General features: G+C 28.6%; 17 protein-coding genes. 5 read left to right on the top strand and 12 right to left on the bottom strand.

The genetic code is table 11. The annotated features are described in order from the left end of the window. The first annotated feature begins 20 nt into the window (after window positions 1–20). From BTO18_RS01705 to BTO18_RS17780, 4 genes are read left to right on the top strand one after another with little or no spacing between them, the layout of a single operon-like run. Window positions 21–899, top strand: coding sequence for an ABC transporter ATP-binding protein (locus BTO18_RS01705; RefSeq protein WP_105014560.1), 879 nt, complete (start codon window positions 21–23; stop codon window positions 897–899). 9 nt (window positions 900–908) lie between these two features. Next, a complete protein-coding gene (locus BTO18_RS01700; RefSeq protein WP_105014559.1) occupies window positions 909–4,418 on the top strand; it encodes a M1 family aminopeptidase in 3,510 nt (1,169 codons plus the stop codon). After that, window positions 4,411–5,643, top strand: coding sequence for a serine hydrolase domain-containing protein (locus BTO18_RS01695; RefSeq protein ID WP_105014558.1), 1,233 nt, complete (start codon window positions 4,411–4,413; stop codon window positions 5,641–5,643). The genes BTO18_RS01700 and BTO18_RS01695 overlap by 8 nt, the downstream gene beginning before the upstream one ends. Further along, window positions 5,640–6,443, top strand: coding sequence for a cupin domain-containing protein (locus tag BTO18_RS17780; RefSeq protein WP_211295556.1), 804 nt, complete (start codon window positions 5,640–5,642; stop codon window positions 6,441–6,443). The genes BTO18_RS01695 and BTO18_RS17780 overlap by 4 nt, the downstream gene beginning before the upstream one ends. Before the next feature lie 154 nt (window positions 6,444–6,597). On the opposite strand, the gene BTO18_RS01685 is transcribed toward BTO18_RS17780, so the two are convergent. From BTO18_RS01685 to BTO18_RS01670, 4 genes are all read right to left on the bottom strand, one after another. Beyond that, the gene (locus BTO18_RS01685) at window positions 6,598–7,206 is read right to left on the bottom strand and encodes a hypothetical protein (protein WP_105014557.1); all 609 of its coding nucleotides are present in this window, start codon (window positions 7,204–7,206) and stop codon (window positions 6,598–6,600) included. A gap of 248 nt (window positions 7,207–7,454) precedes the next feature. Then, window positions 7,455–8,771, bottom strand: a complete 1,317-nt coding sequence (locus tag BTO18_RS01680; RefSeq protein ID WP_105014556.1) for a hypothetical protein — start codon at window positions 8,769–8,771, stop codon at window positions 7,455–7,457. Further along, a complete protein-coding gene (locus tag BTO18_RS01675) occupies window positions 8,768–10,177 on the bottom strand; it encodes an ABC transporter permease (protein ID WP_105014555.1) in 1,410 nt (469 codons plus the stop codon). Before BTO18_RS01675 ends, BTO18_RS01680 begins: the two co-directional genes overlap by 4 nt. A 6-nt stretch (window positions 10,178–10,183) precedes the next feature. After that, window positions 10,184–10,885, bottom strand: a complete 702-nt coding sequence (locus tag BTO18_RS01670; protein ID WP_105014554.1) for an ABC transporter ATP-binding protein — start codon at window positions 10,883–10,885, stop codon at window positions 10,184–10,186. Window positions 10,886–10,965: 80 nt separating this feature from the next. Between BTO18_RS01670 and BTO18_RS01665 the strand changes: the two genes are divergently transcribed. Further along, window positions 10,966–11,346, top strand: a complete 381-nt coding sequence (locus tag BTO18_RS01665; protein ID WP_105014553.1) for a Fur family transcriptional regulator — start codon at window positions 10,966–10,968, stop codon at window positions 11,344–11,346. On the opposite strand, the gene BTO18_RS01660 is transcribed toward BTO18_RS01665, so the two are convergent. From BTO18_RS01660 to BTO18_RS01625, 8 genes are all read right to left on the bottom strand, one after another. Beyond that, window positions 11,343–13,367 (bottom strand): NADPH-dependent 2,4-dienoyl-CoA reductase, encoded by a 2,025-nt coding sequence (locus tag BTO18_RS01660; RefSeq protein ID WP_105014552.1) that lies wholly within the window; start codon window positions 13,365–13,367, stop codon window positions 11,343–11,345. The two genes, BTO18_RS01665 and BTO18_RS01660, sit on opposite strands and share 4 nt — an antisense overlap. Before the next feature lie 184 nt (window positions 13,368–13,551). Next, entirely contained in the window at window positions 13,552–14,259 is a 708-nt protein-coding gene (locus BTO18_RS01655) for a pirin family protein (protein WP_105014551.1), read from the bottom strand. Between the two features lie 92 nt (window positions 14,260–14,351). Next, the gene (locus tag BTO18_RS01650) at window positions 14,352–15,221 is read right to left on the bottom strand and encodes a pirin family protein (RefSeq protein ID WP_105014550.1); all 870 of its coding nucleotides are present in this window, start codon (window positions 15,219–15,221) and stop codon (window positions 14,352–14,354) included. Between the two features lie 338 nt (window positions 15,222–15,559). Then, window positions 15,560–15,997, bottom strand: a complete 438-nt coding sequence (locus BTO18_RS01645) for a MarR family winged helix-turn-helix transcriptional regulator (RefSeq protein ID WP_105014549.1) — start codon at window positions 15,995–15,997, stop codon at window positions 15,560–15,562. A gap of 89 nt (window positions 15,998–16,086) precedes the next feature. Continuing rightward, window positions 16,087–16,335: a glutaredoxin family protein gene (locus tag BTO18_RS01640; protein ID WP_105014548.1), complete on the bottom strand. Its 249-nt coding sequence runs from the start codon at window positions 16,333–16,335 to the stop codon at window positions 16,087–16,089. 3 nt (window positions 16,336–16,338) lie between these two features. Continuing rightward, window positions 16,339–16,872, bottom strand: coding sequence for an NADPH-dependent FMN reductase (locus BTO18_RS01635; protein ID WP_105014547.1), 534 nt, complete (start codon window positions 16,870–16,872; stop codon window positions 16,339–16,341). Window positions 16,873–17,008: 136 nt separating this feature from the next. Continuing rightward, window positions 17,009–17,410, bottom strand: a complete 402-nt coding sequence (locus BTO18_RS01630; RefSeq protein WP_105014546.1) for an OsmC family protein — start codon at window positions 17,408–17,410, stop codon at window positions 17,009–17,011. After that, on the bottom strand, window positions 17,410–17,766 hold the full coding sequence (locus BTO18_RS01625; protein WP_105014545.1) for a DoxX family protein: 357 nt from the start codon (window positions 17,764–17,766) through the stop codon (window positions 17,410–17,412). The genes BTO18_RS01630 and BTO18_RS01625 overlap by 1 nt, the downstream gene beginning before the upstream one ends. Between the last annotated feature and the right edge of the window lie 21 nt (window positions 17,767–17,787).

The raw sequence follows: 17,787 nt of genomic DNA, 5'->3' as shown, positions 1-17,787 counted from the left end.
AATATTAAATACATTAAATTATGAGTTTACAAATTAATAAATTAACAAAAACATATTCAAATGGTGTAAAAGCCATTAACAATTTAGACATCGAAATTAAAAAAGGAATGTTTGGGTTATTAGGACCAAATGGAGCAGGAAAATCTTCTTTAATGAGAACCATTGCCACTTTACAAAATCCAACTTCTGGAAGTGTAATTTTTAATGATATTGATGTTCTAAAAAGCCCATTAGAATTAAGAAAAGTTCTAGGTTATTTACCTCAATACTTTGGAGTGTACCCAAAAGTTTCTGCTGAAAAATTATTAGATTATTTTGGAGTTTTAAAAGGAATATCTTCTAAAAAGGAACGTAATAAAATGACACAAAGCGTATTAGAACTCACCAACTTGTGTGATGTAAGAAAAAAAAGTGTTAGTGGTTATTCTGGAGGAATGAAACAACGTTTTGGAATTGCACAATTACTACTCAATAATCCTAAATTAATTATTGTTGATGAACCTACAGCAGGTTTAGATCCTGCAGAAAGAAATCGTTTCTTAAATGTTTTACGTGAAGTTGGTACAGAAAATACTGTCATTTTCTCAACACATATTGTAGATGATGTTAAAGAACTATGTACAGATATGGCAATAATGAACGGTGGTGAAATTCTACAAAAAACAACTCCTCTTGAAGCTACAAATAATATTAAAGATAAGATTTGGGAAACTATAATTGACAAAAATAAATTGCCTTTTTTTGAAGAGAAATTCAATATTTTATCTTCAAGTTTTACAGAAAATAATGCTTTAGCAGTGCGTGTTTTTGCAAAAGAAAAACCGAATGATTCTTTTACAATTGCCAAAGCCAATCTTGAAGACGTGTATTTTATTGCTTTAAAAAATGCTAACCTTTAATCTAAAATTATGTTTACTTCAATTTTTACTTACGAACTTAAATATTGGTTAAAAAAACCATCTACATACTTTTATTTTATCACTTTTTTTGGAATTGCACTCTTACTTTTTATTGGAACAGCAGGTTTTTTTGATAGTGCAGAAAGTAGCAACCCACAAAATGTCAGAATTTTAAATTCTCCTTTTGAAATTAATTATATGTTAAAGTTTTTCAATAAACTATTCTTATTTTTATTACCAACAGTAATTGGAGTATCAATTTATAAAGATTATAAAGACAATGTGCACAGTATTTTATACAGTTTCCCCATTAAAAAAAGAAGTTATCTATTTAGTAAGTTTATAAGTTCTTTCTTAATAGTTAGCTTCATCACTTTTTCAGTCGGATTCGCTTTTTTAATAGGCGAATACTTCCCCAATTTGCATTCATCAAAAATTGGTGATTTTAATATTCTTGGATACCTACAAGCCTACTTGCTGTTTACTATTCCAAATATATTTATTTATGGTTTACTTATTTTTTCTTTAATTACCTATTTTAGAAATATTTACACTGGTTTTGGTGTAATTATAATCTTATTTTTTATTCAAAGTATTACTCAAAATATTTTTGGTGATTACCCTTTCTTAATTGCATTGTTAGATCCTTTTGCTGAAAATGCTGTCCTGTACGAAACTCAATATTGGTCTTTAGCTGATAAAAATTCTGCATTAATTCCAGCATTTGGAGTTATCTTATACAATAGAATTTTTTGGACAATGTTGAGCTTTCTTATTTTTTACTTTGTATATCAAAAATTTCAGTTCCACGAACATATCTCATCAATTTTAAACAAAACAAAAAAAGGAAAAAGCATTGTAAAAAAGAATTTTAATAAGGTTTTAAGTGTTACTTTACCTAAAGTGAATTATCGTTTTTCTACATATCAACAGCTTAAAAGTAGTTGGTATTTATCTAACTTTCATTTTAAAACAATTGTAAAAAGTTGGTTATTTTATTGCATCGCTTTTTTAGGAATTCTTGCTGTATTATTTGCCATTGGTAAAATTACCAATGATAGTGATTTAGCTGTTTTACCAAGTACTAACATCATTCTTACAATTCCTGCTTTCTTTTTTACCACCATAATTATGCTACTTACATTTGTGTATAGTGGAATGTTGATACATAAAAGTAGAAAAGCAAATATGCATCAAATAAATGATGTTACTGCAACCAGTAACTGGGTGTTTTTGGTATCAAAAATAATTGCGATTTTAAAAATGCAAGTTGTACTACTGTTTTTGTTGCTATTAACAGGAATCAGTATTCAAATTTTTAATGAATATTACAATTTTGAAATTGATTTATATCTATTTCATTTATTCATAATTCAATTTTCAGGATTAATTATTTGGGCATCTACATCTATATTTATTCACAATTTATTTAAAAACACATACGTTGGTATATTTATTTTGATTTTGATTTGGCTGGGAGTTTCTGGTATTCAACAATTTGGAATTGATACTAAATTACTATTGTTCAACTTTGAAGAACCTCTGCAATATTCAGATATTAATGGTTATGGAAGTCAATTAATACCATTTTTAATTGTTAAAGGATATTGGATTTTCTTTACTTTATTATTATTAATATTTTCCTATCTACTTTGGTTTAGAGGGTTTTACGAATCTTTTAAAGAACGGTTTCAGCAAATAAAAGTAAATCTAAACAAACCTGTAAAATATACTACTATTACTGGATTCATAGGATTTATCTGTTTTGGATTTGTTATTTATCAAGGAGAAAGTAAGTTATATAAAAATCAGGATATAAAACCTGAAACTGCATTAATAAATTTTAAAAATGAGTTTAAATTGTTTTCAAAAATTACAAATCAACCTAAAATAGTCGCTGTCGATTTAAAGTTGGATATTTTTCCTAAAAAACAAAATTTTAAAGCGAATGGAAGTTATTTATTAGTAAACAAATCTAATCAGAAAATAGACACTTTATTAATTAAAACAGGTTTTGATGAAGTTAGCAATTATACTTTAAACATTGATTTTAAGCTAATTAAAAAAAGCGATTATTTTAATTTTAAAGTACTAAAATTATCAAAACCATTATTACCAAAAGATTCTATTAAACTAAATTTTTCGGTTAAAAACAAAGAAAACACCTTGTTTGAAAGAAATTCTAATGTGCTTAAAAATGGAGCATTTTTAAAACAAGATATTTTACCAAGATTTGGCTATTTTTTAAATAATACTATTAAAAAACCTACTGATTCTCTAGCCAAAATTAACCAGTTAGGAAGTTTAGATGCAGATTTTATAGACTTTTCAGCAACAATTAGTACTTCTAAAAATCAAATGATAATTTCACCTGGTAATTTGATAAAAGAATGGAAATCAGAAAATAGAAAGTTCTATCAATACAAAACTCATAAAAAAATAAAGTTCAGTCTAGCGTTTATTTCTGGGGATTTTGACATTAAAAAAGAACATTATAAAAATGTTGATTTTGAAGTATATCATCACAAAAATCATCATCAAAATATTGATAAAATGCTAAATGGTCTCAAAGCAAGTTTTGACTACAATACCAAATATTTTAATAATTATCAGCATAAGAGTGTAAAAGTGGTAGAATTTCCCATTTCAGAAGGTGTTTTTGCTACAATTATGGGAAATATGATTCCAACTTCTGAAAGAAGGTTTTTAGCAAATCCGAATGTAAAAAATCAATTTGATACTTCTTTTAAGGTACAAGCTCACGAATTAACACATCATTGGTGGGGAAATCAATTGATACATGCAAATGCTTTGGGTGCTGGACTTTTATCAGAATCTATTACAGATTACATCACCTTAAAAATATTTAATCATCAATTTGGACAAGAAAAAAAACAACAATTTTTAAAATACCAAAGAAGGCGTTATTTAAGAGGAAGTGTAAATGATTCTAATGAAAAATCTTTACAATTAGCACAACCTAAAGATGTGTATTTATCTTATGGAAAAGGAAGCATGGCTTTAAACACTTTAGCTACATATTTAGGGGAAGATAAATTAAACAATACTTTAAAAACGTTTTTTGATGAATTTACTAGCAGAAAAAATCAGTATCCAACTTCATTAGATTTGATTAAAAAACTGAAACAAAATATACCAGATTCATTACAATATTTAGTAGGAGATTATTTTGAAAATGTAATTTTTTACGATGCTAAATTAAATAAAGTAAAAGTGAATAAAGATGGAAATAAATATAAAATTATAGTAGATTTTGAATACTCTAAATACCTGAAAAACAACAAAAAGAATGTATCATCTTTAAATGATTTTATCCAAATTGGTTTTTATGATATTGATGAAAAAGTTATCACTCAAAAAACTATTAAAGTGACTAAAAAAGAGAATTCTATTTCTTTTTTATTGGATAAAAAACCAGCTAAAGTCATATTAGATCCTAATTTATTATTGATAGAAAAAAATATAGATAATAACATAAAAACCATATATAATGATTAAAAATAGTTTTCTAACCTTATTACTAATAATTTCTAATCCGATTCTAACTCAAGAAAATTTAGAAATTCAGAAGCCTGAATCTGTTGGCATATCAAGTGCAAAGCTAAAGGAATTAAATACTAAACTACATAGTTTTGTAAACAACAAGCAATTGGCAGGAATTCAAACTGCAATCATCAGAAAAAATAAATTAGTTCATTTTAATACTTATGGATTTTCTAATGTTGAAGAGAATAAGCCTTTAAAAAATAACAGTATTTTCAGAATTTTCTCAATGACAAAACCCATTACTTCAGTTGGATTGATGATGTTATATGAGCAAGAAAAATTTAAATTAGATGACCCATTGTACAAATATATTCCTGAATTTAAAAATATATCTATTTATGACGAAAATTCTGGAATTATAAAAGCCAAAAGGCATATTAGAATTATTGATTTATTAAGACATACTTCTGGAATTAGTTATGGCAGAACTCAAAATAAGAGTCTTAATGATTTGTACAGAAATGCTCATTTAAGAAACTCAAAAAACTTAAGAGAAATGATTTTAAAGCTTGCAAAATTGCCTTTAAGTTTTGAGCCTGGTACAAATTGGGAGTATGGATATTCGACAGATGTTTGTGGATATTTAATAGAAGTTTTATCTGGTAAAAAGTTAGATGATTTTTTATACTCTAATATTTTAAAACCATTAAGAATGGACGATACACATTTTCAGCTCCCAAAACATAAAATAGATAGATTTACTGTAGGTTATAGAACCATAAACGGAAAATTATTGGTATCAGAAACACCAGAAGAAAGCAGATTTGTAAATGATGTACATATTATAAATGGAGGTGGAGGATTGGTTTCTACAACAAAAGATTATTTACAATTTTGTAAAATGCTCATAAATAGAGGAAAACTAAACGATACTCAAATTTTAAAAACTGAAACCATAGCTCTAATGACTAAAGATCATTTAAAAGAAGTTAGAAAATTTACACCAAGATTACGATTAATGCCCAGAGAAACTGGTTTTGGTCTAGGATTTTCTATTGCATCAAAATCGCCAAATAAAGAAAGAGGTGTTTATGGTTGGGGAGGTGCTGTTGGCACATACTTTAGAATCGATCCAGAAAGAGAACTCATCTATATAATGATGATTCAACTTTCTCCATACAGACAACTAGGCTTAAGACAAAAATTTCAACAATTAGTAAACAATTCCATTTTATGAAAACAAAAAATAACTTTACGCTAACTATCATTTTTGCAATGATATTACAATTGGTTTCTTATAGCCAAAACTCAAAAAAAGACAATGAAATTAAACCATTTAAAATTGATTCTAAATATCTTTCAGGATTAGAAATTCCGCAGATTAAACTAAAAGCTCATCCAAATAGAAAGTACTTTCAAAAAACCATTTATTCTGGAAAAGAATTAAGTGTTTTTGTACTATCCAGTGAAACCGCTTTAAATAAAATTAAGAGTTTCCCAATTGATGAATTTGTATATTATATTAATGGTAAAGCAGAAGTGAAAAATGACAAACAAAATACAAATTTTTATGCAGGTGATTATTTAGCTGTTCTTAAAGGGTTTTCAGGAAATTGGACAAATATTGGAGGAAATACGTATCATTTGGAGCTGTCTGTGATTTCAAATAGAAAATCAAAAAAAATAGCTACCTCTAAAGATATTTTTCCCTTTCTTCTAAACAAAGATTTACTTTCTGGAATAAATCTTAAAAAGCAAGATTCAGTTTCTTTCAGTAATATTTTATATAGTGGAACTGAACTGGAAATAAAAACAGTTTCAGAAAAGCCAAATTCTAGGAAAATATCAAATAACAAAAAAGAGGAGTTTATTCATATTCTTTCTGGGGGAGTTTCAATAACTCCATTAAATGGAAAACTACAAACTTTTTACAAAGGAGACTTTTTTATTCTACCAAAAGGATTCAATGGTTTGTGGGAAAGCAAAGGGAATAATTTATTAAGAACAATTATTGTTTCAGAATCTGATATTCTATAAACCTATTTTTTAATCGTATTTAAAATAGTTTCTTTATAACTTGCTCCAATAAGTATTTTTTTATTATTAATTAGTAAAGGAGCTAAATAAAAATAAAATAGGAAATTCTAAAAAAGTTTAGAATTTCCTATTTTGCTATCTGTAAGTAAAACTACTAAAAACCTCCTCTTTGTCTATTTCCTCTTTGACCTGGTTGTTGATTATTATTTCTTTGTGCCCTTTTGGGTTTTAATTTATCCTTTAGCTTTTTTTGGTATTTAAGCCATTTTTTATTTTGTTTTTTTGATAAAACAGCTTCTAAATTTTCATTTAACTTTTCTTCTTTTTCTCTAACTTCTTTACGAATTGGACGAAGAACCTCTTGTATTTTTTCTCTTAATTCGCCTTTTGTATTATTTTTTGTTCGTTGATTACCAGATTCTCTTCTAGCTTGCATTTCAGCATTTACTAACTTATCAAAATCTTTGAATTTATCAGCATTAAGAAGCGTAATTTCTTTAATTTCGAAATTATAATCTTTTAATAGTTTAGCTACAGAAGTCTCAAGAGTTTCATCTTTAATTTTAAGCTTTTTTATAATTTTTTCAACATCGTAAGAAAACAATCCTGCAACTTCTGCAGATTTAAAAACTCTTGGTTTTTCTCTATCTTGTTGCCCTTGTTGATTTTGTCTTTCTCCTCTTTGACCTCCACCACCTCCAGGAGGTTGTGCATAAACGCTAAAATTTAATAAGAAAATGGCGAGGTATAATATATTTTTCATCTTTTGTTTTTTACATAGTTACATAATTTTAGATGTAAATACCCTAAAAAACTTGCGTTGTTAAAGTAGTATTGTTTAAAAATCAGTAGTAATTATCCTTTTAAAAATTCTATAAATGCCTGATAAGAGCACTTGCTGGAGATAAATAAATCAAATATTCAAAAATATTCAGTTACTTCTTCTAATAAAATGACATTTATCAATCTTAAAAAAGTAATATCTAAATTTAATAAGGTAGAAATACTGAATTAATCTTTTAATTCTTCTAAATAATTTAAATATTTCTGCTTGTTAACTTTGGTTTCTTTCCAAATATCAGTTAGCATTATAGTTAACTTTTTATCAATTTTTTGCTGAATTTCATTCCTATAATCTTGGTAATCATAATAATGAGTTTTTGTAGCCTTATTTAATCTATTTTGAAAATATGTTACAGGATTAAACAAATATGTGTTTTCTACGATAGTATTTCTAAAGCCGTTTTCCCTTTCTATAATTTCGCTATTATCTTTTAATAGACTGTTTAAAATCGCTGCTGATGAATACCGTTTTTTATACAAACTCATTGAATTTTGCAGACTATCTGGTATTTTATTTAATTCTGAATATAATCGGAAAATTTTCTTTTTAATAATACTATCTTCCTCTTTTAAAATATCTGCATAACCATCTCTTTGCAAATCCAAATAAGCAACCATTAAATTATTAGGTTTCTTTATCGATACATATTGATGTACAGCAGCAGGAACTATAAATGCAAATACTACCCAAAAACCCAACATCTGTAAAGTTGTTGCAATAGTACTTTTACTCAATTTAAGAATGAAGAAATAAATAATAAACCAAATAAACAAATACTCTAAAAACCAAGTAAAGATTGACCAAAATTCTGATGAAGCTGTTTGAAAAACATTGGTAAGTATTGCTCCATAGAGCATTAATCCTAAAATTAAAACTATAGATAATAAAGCATAAAATGAAACTCTAGTAAAAAGCCACCAATTTTTTGAACCTGTCTGCACATAAATTAATGATAAAAATCCTTGTTCATTTTCTAAACCTTTAATATTGTAAAGTAGTATTAATAACAATAATGGCAACAAGTATAAAACAACAAATGAAAAGTCTAAAGTACCAATTTGTAAACGTTCTGGGTTTGCAATTTCTTCAGCCATATCTGCATCATAAACGCTACTCCAAACTGTAACATTTTTATAAAAACCATATTGTTCAGCTTGACCAACAGAATATACTAATGTTGGTTCTGGGGTTTTAAATTTTGGAGTTGGTGTGTGCCAAATTGCCCAAAAAGGCATAGAAACATTTACCCATGGTTTTGCTTTTGGTCCCTTTTTTCCTTCGTTAAAATAAGCTAGAGTGGTTTCTTTTTCTTTTAAGGCTTTTTGCTTTACTTTTTCAATTTCTTTTGTTTGTTCTTTATACAAATGAAACCCATTATGTAAGCCGTAAACACCAGCTACAACAAATAATAAAACTGCAATTATCTTAAACGGACTTCTTTTAAAATGACTCCATTCGTACAAAAAGATAGTAATTATTTTCATACAATTTTATTTTTTTTAGATGCATATAACAGCAAGAAGATTATTAAAATTGACCAGATAATTAATACCAAAATATCTATTAAATAATTAGATATTGCCTGATTAATTTTTGTGGGTTTGTATTCAAAATCTGGTACAGATTTAAAAAAAGCATTGTCAGCTTTCCAGCTCCAATCTCCGGTTTTAGAACCTCCAAACGTGTGTTTGTCATTTAACATTTTTATAAAAACTCTTCGATAATTTTCAACTTGTAATAAGAATTCTTGATGATGTAGGTTGTCTGAAGCTGCAAATCCCATACTTGAGTTTTGTAGAGAAATAAAAGGATTTAAAATGCCTGCAAACTGGAAACTTTTCTTTTGTTGTTGCATTACCATTTTGTTGTTTCCAAAATGTTTGTCCCAAACAATGTTTCCATATTCTTCATCTGCTTGCATTCTAATGCCATCAAAATTGATTGGCAATTTGTGTAAACTATCTACTTTATATTCTCTCAAAACACTTTGCTCTAACTCTTTTCCTCTTTCGTCAGAAGGATTATGACCATCTAAACCTTTTGCTCTGTCTTCTTTCATTGCAGTTTTAAACTCATTTCTTGTAGGTAATGAATACCAATTTTCTACAGAACTCATCAAAATATTTGGCAAAAAAATTGTCCATAAAATCCAAATTCCTAACATTGTGGTTAAACCTAATGTTGGCGTTTTAAATTGTATTGAAAAGAAAATTGTAAGACCAGTAACTACAAAATAATACAATAAGTAAGTACTAAAAAACAACAATGTTCTGCTTAAAATTTCAGTATTGATATTATCAACATTCAAAAAAGCATACGTAACTACTACTATTAATAATAATACTAATCCATATAACCAAACTGATAGTGTTTTAGCTAAAATTAATTTTGTTGGTTTTGCTCCTTGTAAAATAAGTAATTTTAAACGACCACTTTGCTTTTCGCTACTTATAGAATTAAAAGCCAAAAAGATTAATAAAAGAGGTACAATATATTGCAATAATAAAGAACTCTTGAGTTTTCCAAATCTTGAAATTACTTGCGATTGGGAAGCTGCAGAATGCACAATTTCATTTTGTACATGACCTTCTACTTTAATAACATTACCTGTAACACTAGTTACACCATCATCTAAACTACTCAATAAATTAGTAGGTTTAAATATATATGTTCCATAGTGTGCAGCACTATGTGGGTTCATTTCTTCAATGCTTACCCATTTTTCTCTTAAATGTTTTTTTGCGTCATTACCTTTACTTTGTAACTTTTCATTTTCTAAATTCCCAAAGTAAACAGATACTATAAGTATACTAAAAAATCCAATTGCGATTCCCAGAAAAATTTTGCTTCGTGTTAAAAACTGCCACTCATTTTTTATAATTTGTAACATAACTTTTTAGTTTTGCATAAATTTTAAATACAAATCTTGTAACTTATTTGCAGAAACATCTTTGGTTAATAATTCTTTAACTAGAACTCCATTTTTTAATATTCCTATTTTATGACAAACCTCTTTCACTCTAAAAATATCGTGAGAAGCCATTAAAATTGTAGCTCCTTCTAATGCTAACTTTTTTAATAATTCAGAAAGTTCGTTACTTGCAACTGGGTCTAAACCACTTGCAGGTTCATCTAGCAAATACACTTTTGCGTTTTTAGCATAAGCAATTGCAATACCTACTTTTTGACGCATTCCTTTTGAATACGTATCTACTTTTTTCTGATGCGCGTCTTCTTGTAACCCACATCTAGTTAAATAATTTTCTAAAACTGCTTTAGAATATTTTAAGCCTGCCAATTTGCAGAAATAATCTAAATTTTCTAAACCTGATAGATAAGGATATAAATTTACATTTTCAGGAATGTATCCTATCATTTTTCTAGCTTCATTTTCATTTTCAGCAACATTTACATCAGCTATTTTTGCATTACCACTATCTGGTTTTAAAAAGCCTAAAAGCATATTTATTGTGGTAGATTTACCTGCACCATTTGCGCCTAATAAACCTAAAATCTCTCCTTTTTCAACTTTTAAATTTAAATTTTTAACAGCAACAATGCCTTTAAAAGATTTGTTAACGTCCTGTAAATGTATCATAAACAAATATTAATGCGATTAAGTCGCAAATATAAAACATAAATTTGTTATTGCAACTAAACTGCATTAGATTTGTAATTATGGGAATCGTTAGAAAAACAAAATCAGTTAAGGAAATTTTAGCATTTTTCTCAACAAAAAATGAAGCTAAATCTGCTGTGCAACTCATTGAGTTTTTTAAAGATAAAATGAATCGAACTACTGTTTATCGCATTTTAGACAGACTCGTAGAAGAAGGAATATTGCATTCTTTTAATGGCAAAGAAGGCTTGAAATGGTATGCGAAATGTCAAGGATGTTCTTCTGAACATCATAGTGATGTACATCCTCATTTTCAATGCACAGATTGTGATAAAGTTGAGTGTTTGCCTACAAATATTGCTTTACCAAATTTGAATAATAGAAGTATAGATTCTGTTGATTTTTTTCTAACAGGCAAATGTGCTACTTGTAATTCTTAAAGTTTGGCAGCCAATCTAGAACCTTGGTCTATAGCTCTTTTTGCATCCAATTCTGATGCAAAATCTGCACCACCAATTACGTTTACACTTTTTCCTGCATCTAATAAAGGTTGGTATAATTCCTTAAATGGAGTTTGACCTGCACAGATAATCACATTATCAACATCTAATATTTTTTGTTCCTCATTCTGTGTGTAATGTAATCCTTGATCGTCAATTTTATTATAAGAAACTTCACCAATAAATTGCACTTTTTTCTTTTTTAAGTTAGATCTATGAATCCAACCTGTGGTTTTCCCCAGATTCCCTCCAAATTTACCCTTACTTCTTTTAAACATAAAAATTTCTCTTACTGATGGATGAAAATCTGGTTGCATACCTTCTATTCCACTTCTGGCTTCTAAAGATTTGTCAATTCCCCATTCTTTTAACCAAGCATCTATGTTTTGTGAAGTAGATTCACCTTCGTGAGATAAATATTCTGAAACGTCAAAACCAATTCCTCCAGCTCCAATAACTGCTACTTTTTTGCCCACTGGTTTTTTATGTTTTAACACATCAATATAACTTAATACTTTTGGGTGATTGATGCCTTCAATTTTTAATTCTCTTGGCTTAATTCCTGTAGCTACAACAATTTCATCAAAATCTGATGTTGATAAATCATCAACTGAAACTTTGGTATTTAACTTTACGGCTACATTATGTAAATCAATCTGTTTTTGAAAATATCGAATCGTTTCGTAAAACTCCTCTTTACCAGGAATTTGTTTTGCCATATTAAATTGACCACCAATTTCTGAATCTGCATCATACAAAGTAACTGAATGTCCTCTTTGAGCAGCCACTGTTGCAGCTGCTAATCCTGCAGGACCTGCACCAATTACAGCCACTTTCTTTTTATTAGTTGTTGGATTATAGTTCAATTCTGTTTCATGACAAGCTCTTGGATTTACCAAACAACTCGCTACTTTTTTCTGAAAAGCATGATCTAAACACGCCTGATTACAAGCAATACAGGTATTAATTTCATCGTCTCTTTCTGCTCTGGCTTTATTTACCCATTCTGGATCTGCCAAAAAAGGGCGAGCCATAGAAATCATATCTGCATCACCAGAAGCTAATACTTTTTCAGCAGTTTCTGGCATATTTATTCTATTAGAAGTTATTAAAGGAATCTTAACTTCTTCTTTCATTTTTTTGGTAACCCATGTAAATGCAGCTCTTGGAACTGAAGTAGCAATAGTAGGAATTCGAGATTCGTGCCAACCAATTCCTGTATTTATGATGGTTGCTCCTGCTTTTTCTATGGATTTTCCTAATTGTACAATTTCTTCCCAAGAACTTCCTTTTTCTACCAAATCTAGCATAGAAAGTCTATATATGATAATAAATTCCTTGCCTACTGCTTCTCTAATTTTAGTAACCAACTCAATAGGAAGTCGCATTCTGTTTTCATAATCTCCTCCATAATTATCAGTTCTATTGTTGGTTCGTTTTGCAATAAACTGATTGATTAAATAGCCTTCAGAACCCATAACTTCAATTCCATCATAGTTAGAATCTTTGGCCAATTTTGCACAATTCACAAAATCTTTTATGGTTCTTTTAATACCAGATTGTTTTAGTTTAAAAGGCTTAAAAGGATTTATTGGTGCCTTTATTTCTGATGCTCCTACATTAAAAGGATGATATCCATACCTACCAGAATGTAAAATTTGCATACAAATTTTACCACCAGCTTCGTGTACAGCTTTAGTTACTTTTTTATGATTCTTTACATGTTTTTTTGAGCTTAATCTTGCAGAAAATGGGGCTGTCCAACCTTGAATATTAGGTGCTATACCTCCTGTAACAATCAAGCCTACTCCTCCTTTTGCACGTTCTGCAAAATACACTGCCATTTTTTCATAGCCATTTTTTTCTTCTTCTAAACCTGTGTGCATAGAACCCATTAAAATTCTATTTTTTAAGGTAGTAAATCCTAAATCTAATGGCTCAAAAATGTGTTTGTACTTCATATCTATTGGAGTTAGATTCCCTTATTAGGAATGACAATTTTAATTGAAATCTTATGTTAACATCACAAGAAAGTTTTTTTAATTTATTATGCATGCATAATACTTTGCAAGATATACTTATTTTTTGAAAAGAAAAAGCCAAAGAAATGTATTCTTTGACTTTTAGAAAATTCGAATTAAAATTTTAATTCATAGGAACATCAATAACCAATAATTTACTCTTTTTTGATGCTTTTATAGTTACCTTTTCCGTATCTGAAATACCAGCTGCATCTCTATTCTCTAGAGTTTCATCAGCGACTTCAACTTTTCCATCAATTAAGAAAAAATAGGCACCATTTTTCAATTCATATTCAGTTTCGAAACCTTCGTCTAAATCAATCATAGAAATATAACTTTGTTGATTTATTGGTAAAGAACCTTCTACTTGCTTATCTTTTGGAGAAACCAACGTTTGAAATTTATTTTTTCGTCCTATTTCCTCAAAAAATTTCTGATTGTAATAAGGTTCAACTTCATTTTTCTCTGGAACTACCCAAAGTTGTAAAAAGTTGGTTTCTTCTGTTTTAGAATCGTTAAATTCTGAATGTGTTAAACCAGTTCCTGCACTCATTACTTGGACCTCTCCTACTTCTATAGAACGTTTGTTATCTATAGAATCTTTGTGAGATAATGCTCCTGAAATTGGAATTGAAATGATTTCCATATTTCTATGGGGATGTGTGCCAAACCCCATTTTGGGTTGTACAACATCATCATTTAAGACTCTTAACATACCAAAATTCATTCTTTCAGGATTTTGATAACTTGCAAAACTAAATGTATGGTGCGATTTTAACCAACCATGGTTTGCATATCCTCTTGTACTTGCTTTGTGAATTGTTTTTTTCATTTTTTTTTAAGATTATTGGATTGTTAAACTACTAGATTATTAGATTTTAATCGTGTTCTAATCATCTAAAATCTAGAAGTCTAAAAATCTGATTAATATAAATATCCCATTTTACCTTGTTGATAATCACGCATTGCTTCTAAAATTTCAGTTTGCGTGTTCATTACATAAGGTCCATATTGAGTCACCTTTTCTTTAATTGGAGCTCCAGACAAAATCAGTAATGTACTGTTTTCTTTTACTTCAAATTGAATGGTATTTCCATCTTGATTGAAAATTATCATTTGATTTTCTCCTTTTTTTAGAACATCAGAATTGTTTACCAAAACCTCACCATCCAAAAGGTAAACTAACGATTGATGATTTTCAGGAATTTCAATTTCCATCATTCCATTTTCTTTGGCATTAACTGTAAAAACATTTACTTCTGTTTGTGTTTTTATCAATCCGTTTTCTTCGTGTTGATTTCCTGCAATAATATTTAACTGCACTTTTTTGTCATCAGAAAAAACTTTTGGAATTTGTTCATCTTCCAAATGTTGATAATTAGGTGGTATCATTTTATCTTTTGCAGGAAGGTTCAACCACAATTGAATCCCCTCTAAATCTCCTCCTTTTTTAACAAATTCTTTGGTTGGTGCTTCTGCGTGAATAATTCCACGTCCAGCAGTTGTCCACTGAACTCCACCTGCTTTTACCACCATTTCATTTCCTAAAGAATCTCTGTGCAATTGTTCTCCTATAAATAACAAAGTAATTGGCTCAAAACCTCTGTGTGGATGTGGGCCTAAATCAAAAGGATTGTTGAATTCTGATATTGCATAAGGTCCATAATGATGTAATAATAAAAAAGGATCAACATTTTCTATACCTTGAGTTGGTAATGGTTGTCGTAATCTAATTGGTCCCATATTTACTAATGGACTTGTTACTTTATGTTGTATTGTTTTATATGTTTTCATTGTAAACTTGTTTATAACCTTTAACTTGACTCAAGATCTTATATTTATTTAGATTCTATTAATTCGACTTTATTTTATGATTTGAATGAATAAAATTTGTATCGAGAATAAGAATATCAACTTTAAAATATTCTCGATACAATTTCGATGAAAAATCGAAATCACTCGAACTGACATTAGCATTCATTTTATAATCAATTGATTATAATGCTAGGTACTTTTTGTCTTTTATATCTAAAATTCATAATTATTTGCTTTTAATTTATTTTCCTTGGAAAATATTTTGATAAAAAAACACCTTTATTTGAGATGCTGAAACAAGTTCAGGATTACAATTTTTAACGAATTTTATCTAATAAATCACTTAATTGTGCTGCCTCTTTTTCTGTTAATTTCTCTAAAAATGATAAATTTTTATTTTCATCAATTGTAGATAATAATTCTAAACCTTGATTAGTAATTTTTACATACACCACTCTTCTATCGTGTTCACAACGTTCTCTTTTAATTAATTTTTTATCACACAACTTATCCATTAAACGCGTTGCATTTGGTGCCCTTTCTATCATTCTATCTTTTACAATTTGCACCTTTGTTCTTTCTTTTGCTCCTCTTAAAATTCGTAAAATATTAAACTGTTGAGGCGAAATTCCATAAGGTTTAAAAAACTCGTTTTCTTTACTACTTAACCAATTTGAAGTATACTTTATATTGATTAATGCCTTAACTTTATTACTCTTAAACTTCGATTTTATATCTTTAGAAATATCTCCCATGTTTTTATGTTTGGTGTGTGATGTTTGGTACTAGATGCTTATTGTTAGTTGTGTACTTAAAACGTCCTGCTTCCAGCTTCACACTATTTTCATGCTCTCAACTTTAAATCTTGCATTATCTTATTAAATTCTTCTGTAGTTGGGGTTAGAAACACTTTATCATCTACAAATAACGTTGGGTATTTTGCAACTCCTCCATACAATTCTTTGCTGTGTTCTCTTGCATCAACATCCTTTGAAATATCCTTATAAATATATGGAACATCAGTTGAGTTTAAAAAATTCTTAAAGGCTACTGTATAAGCATGACCTTGTTTACCATATAAAGTTATTTTCATATTTTATTGATTTACTGTGTTTTCAAATTCGATTACTTTTTCTTGTAATGTTGATGCAAACTCATCATTTACAATTTTACCTTCTTTAAAATTATCATAAAAATTGGGTAAAGAAAAAGTTGTAATTGTTTTTGCACCCATATGTGGAAAAGAGGTTGCTGCTGCATTTAAAACAGTTGCTCCTCCTCTGCCTCCTGGAGAAGTTGCCATTAATAATAATGGTTTGTCTCTAAAAAAGTTTTTTTCTACTCTTGTACTCCAATCAAAAATATTTTTAAAGGCTGCTGCATAAGAACCATTATGTTCTGCTAAAGACAAGATAAATCCATCATAGTTGTCTAAAAGTGCACTAAACTTTTTTGCGTCTTCTGGTAAACCTTTTTGTTCTTCATCTATGCTATAGATTGGCAGAGTAAAATCTCTTAAATCTATAACATCAAAAGCTGTGTTTTCTAAACTTTCTGCTGCAAAAGTTGCCAATTTTTTGTTTATTGATGTTGAGCTTGTGCTCCCTGCAAATGCTACTATTTTTTTCATGTTTTTTGTATGTTATTTGTGTATTTGTTTAATTGTTCTCGATACAATTTTTCAAAAAAGAAAAATCACTTGAACCGACAAGGTTGAAAACTGTGAACTGATAATTTCCCTTCCAACTTCAAACTTCAAACTAGTTTTACTCAATACTACTTACTATTTCTGTTTCTCCTTTTACCATCTTGGCAACAGGACATTTCCCAGCAATTTCTAATAATTTGGCTCTTTGTTCATCTGTTATTTCTTTTTCGAAAGAGATTTCTTCAACTAACGATTTTTTAATTCCCTGTGATGTTAATTCTTCTTTTTGAGAAACAATTACTTTTATTTTACCAACATCCCAACTTTTTCTTTCTGCATACATTCTTAAAGTGATAGATACACAACTACCAATTGCTGTTAACAAATATTCTACTGGTGTTGGGCCTGTATCTCCACCTCCAGAAGCAACAGGTTCGTCTATTACTACAAAGTGATTTCTGATTTTTGCCTCCGCAAAATATTTTTTTTCTGATAAAACTACTTCAGATGATTTTCTCATTAGGCTTGTATCTTTTTCCAAGTAAAATAAGACGTTAATAATAAAACTGTAGCTACTAAAGCCCCCATTTGCTCTCCATCACCTATCATATAATGAGCAAAAAATGCCAATATAAACGCAAAAAAGAAACCTGAATATGCCCATTCTTTTAATGAAGTATTGGGTATAAACCATAAAGCCACTAAACCTAATAACTTAATAGTACCATAAGGATAAATTAAATACGTTGGATACCCAAAACTTTGAAATGCACTTTCTATAACTTCATAATTGAAAAAATACTGACTTACTGAAAAAAGCATTAATAAGGTTAATAAACCAGTTGAGATATAATAAATAATTTTTGTTGTTTTCATAATGGTTAATTTATAATTTCA

The organism is Polaribacter porphyrae, assembly GCF_002954685.1.
Taxonomy (GTDB): domain Bacteria; phylum Bacteroidota; class Bacteroidia; order Flavobacteriales; family Flavobacteriaceae; genus Polaribacter; species Polaribacter porphyrae.
Note: the sequence above shows the minus strand (reverse complement) of the source record. Positions and strands in the feature narration are given on the sequence as shown.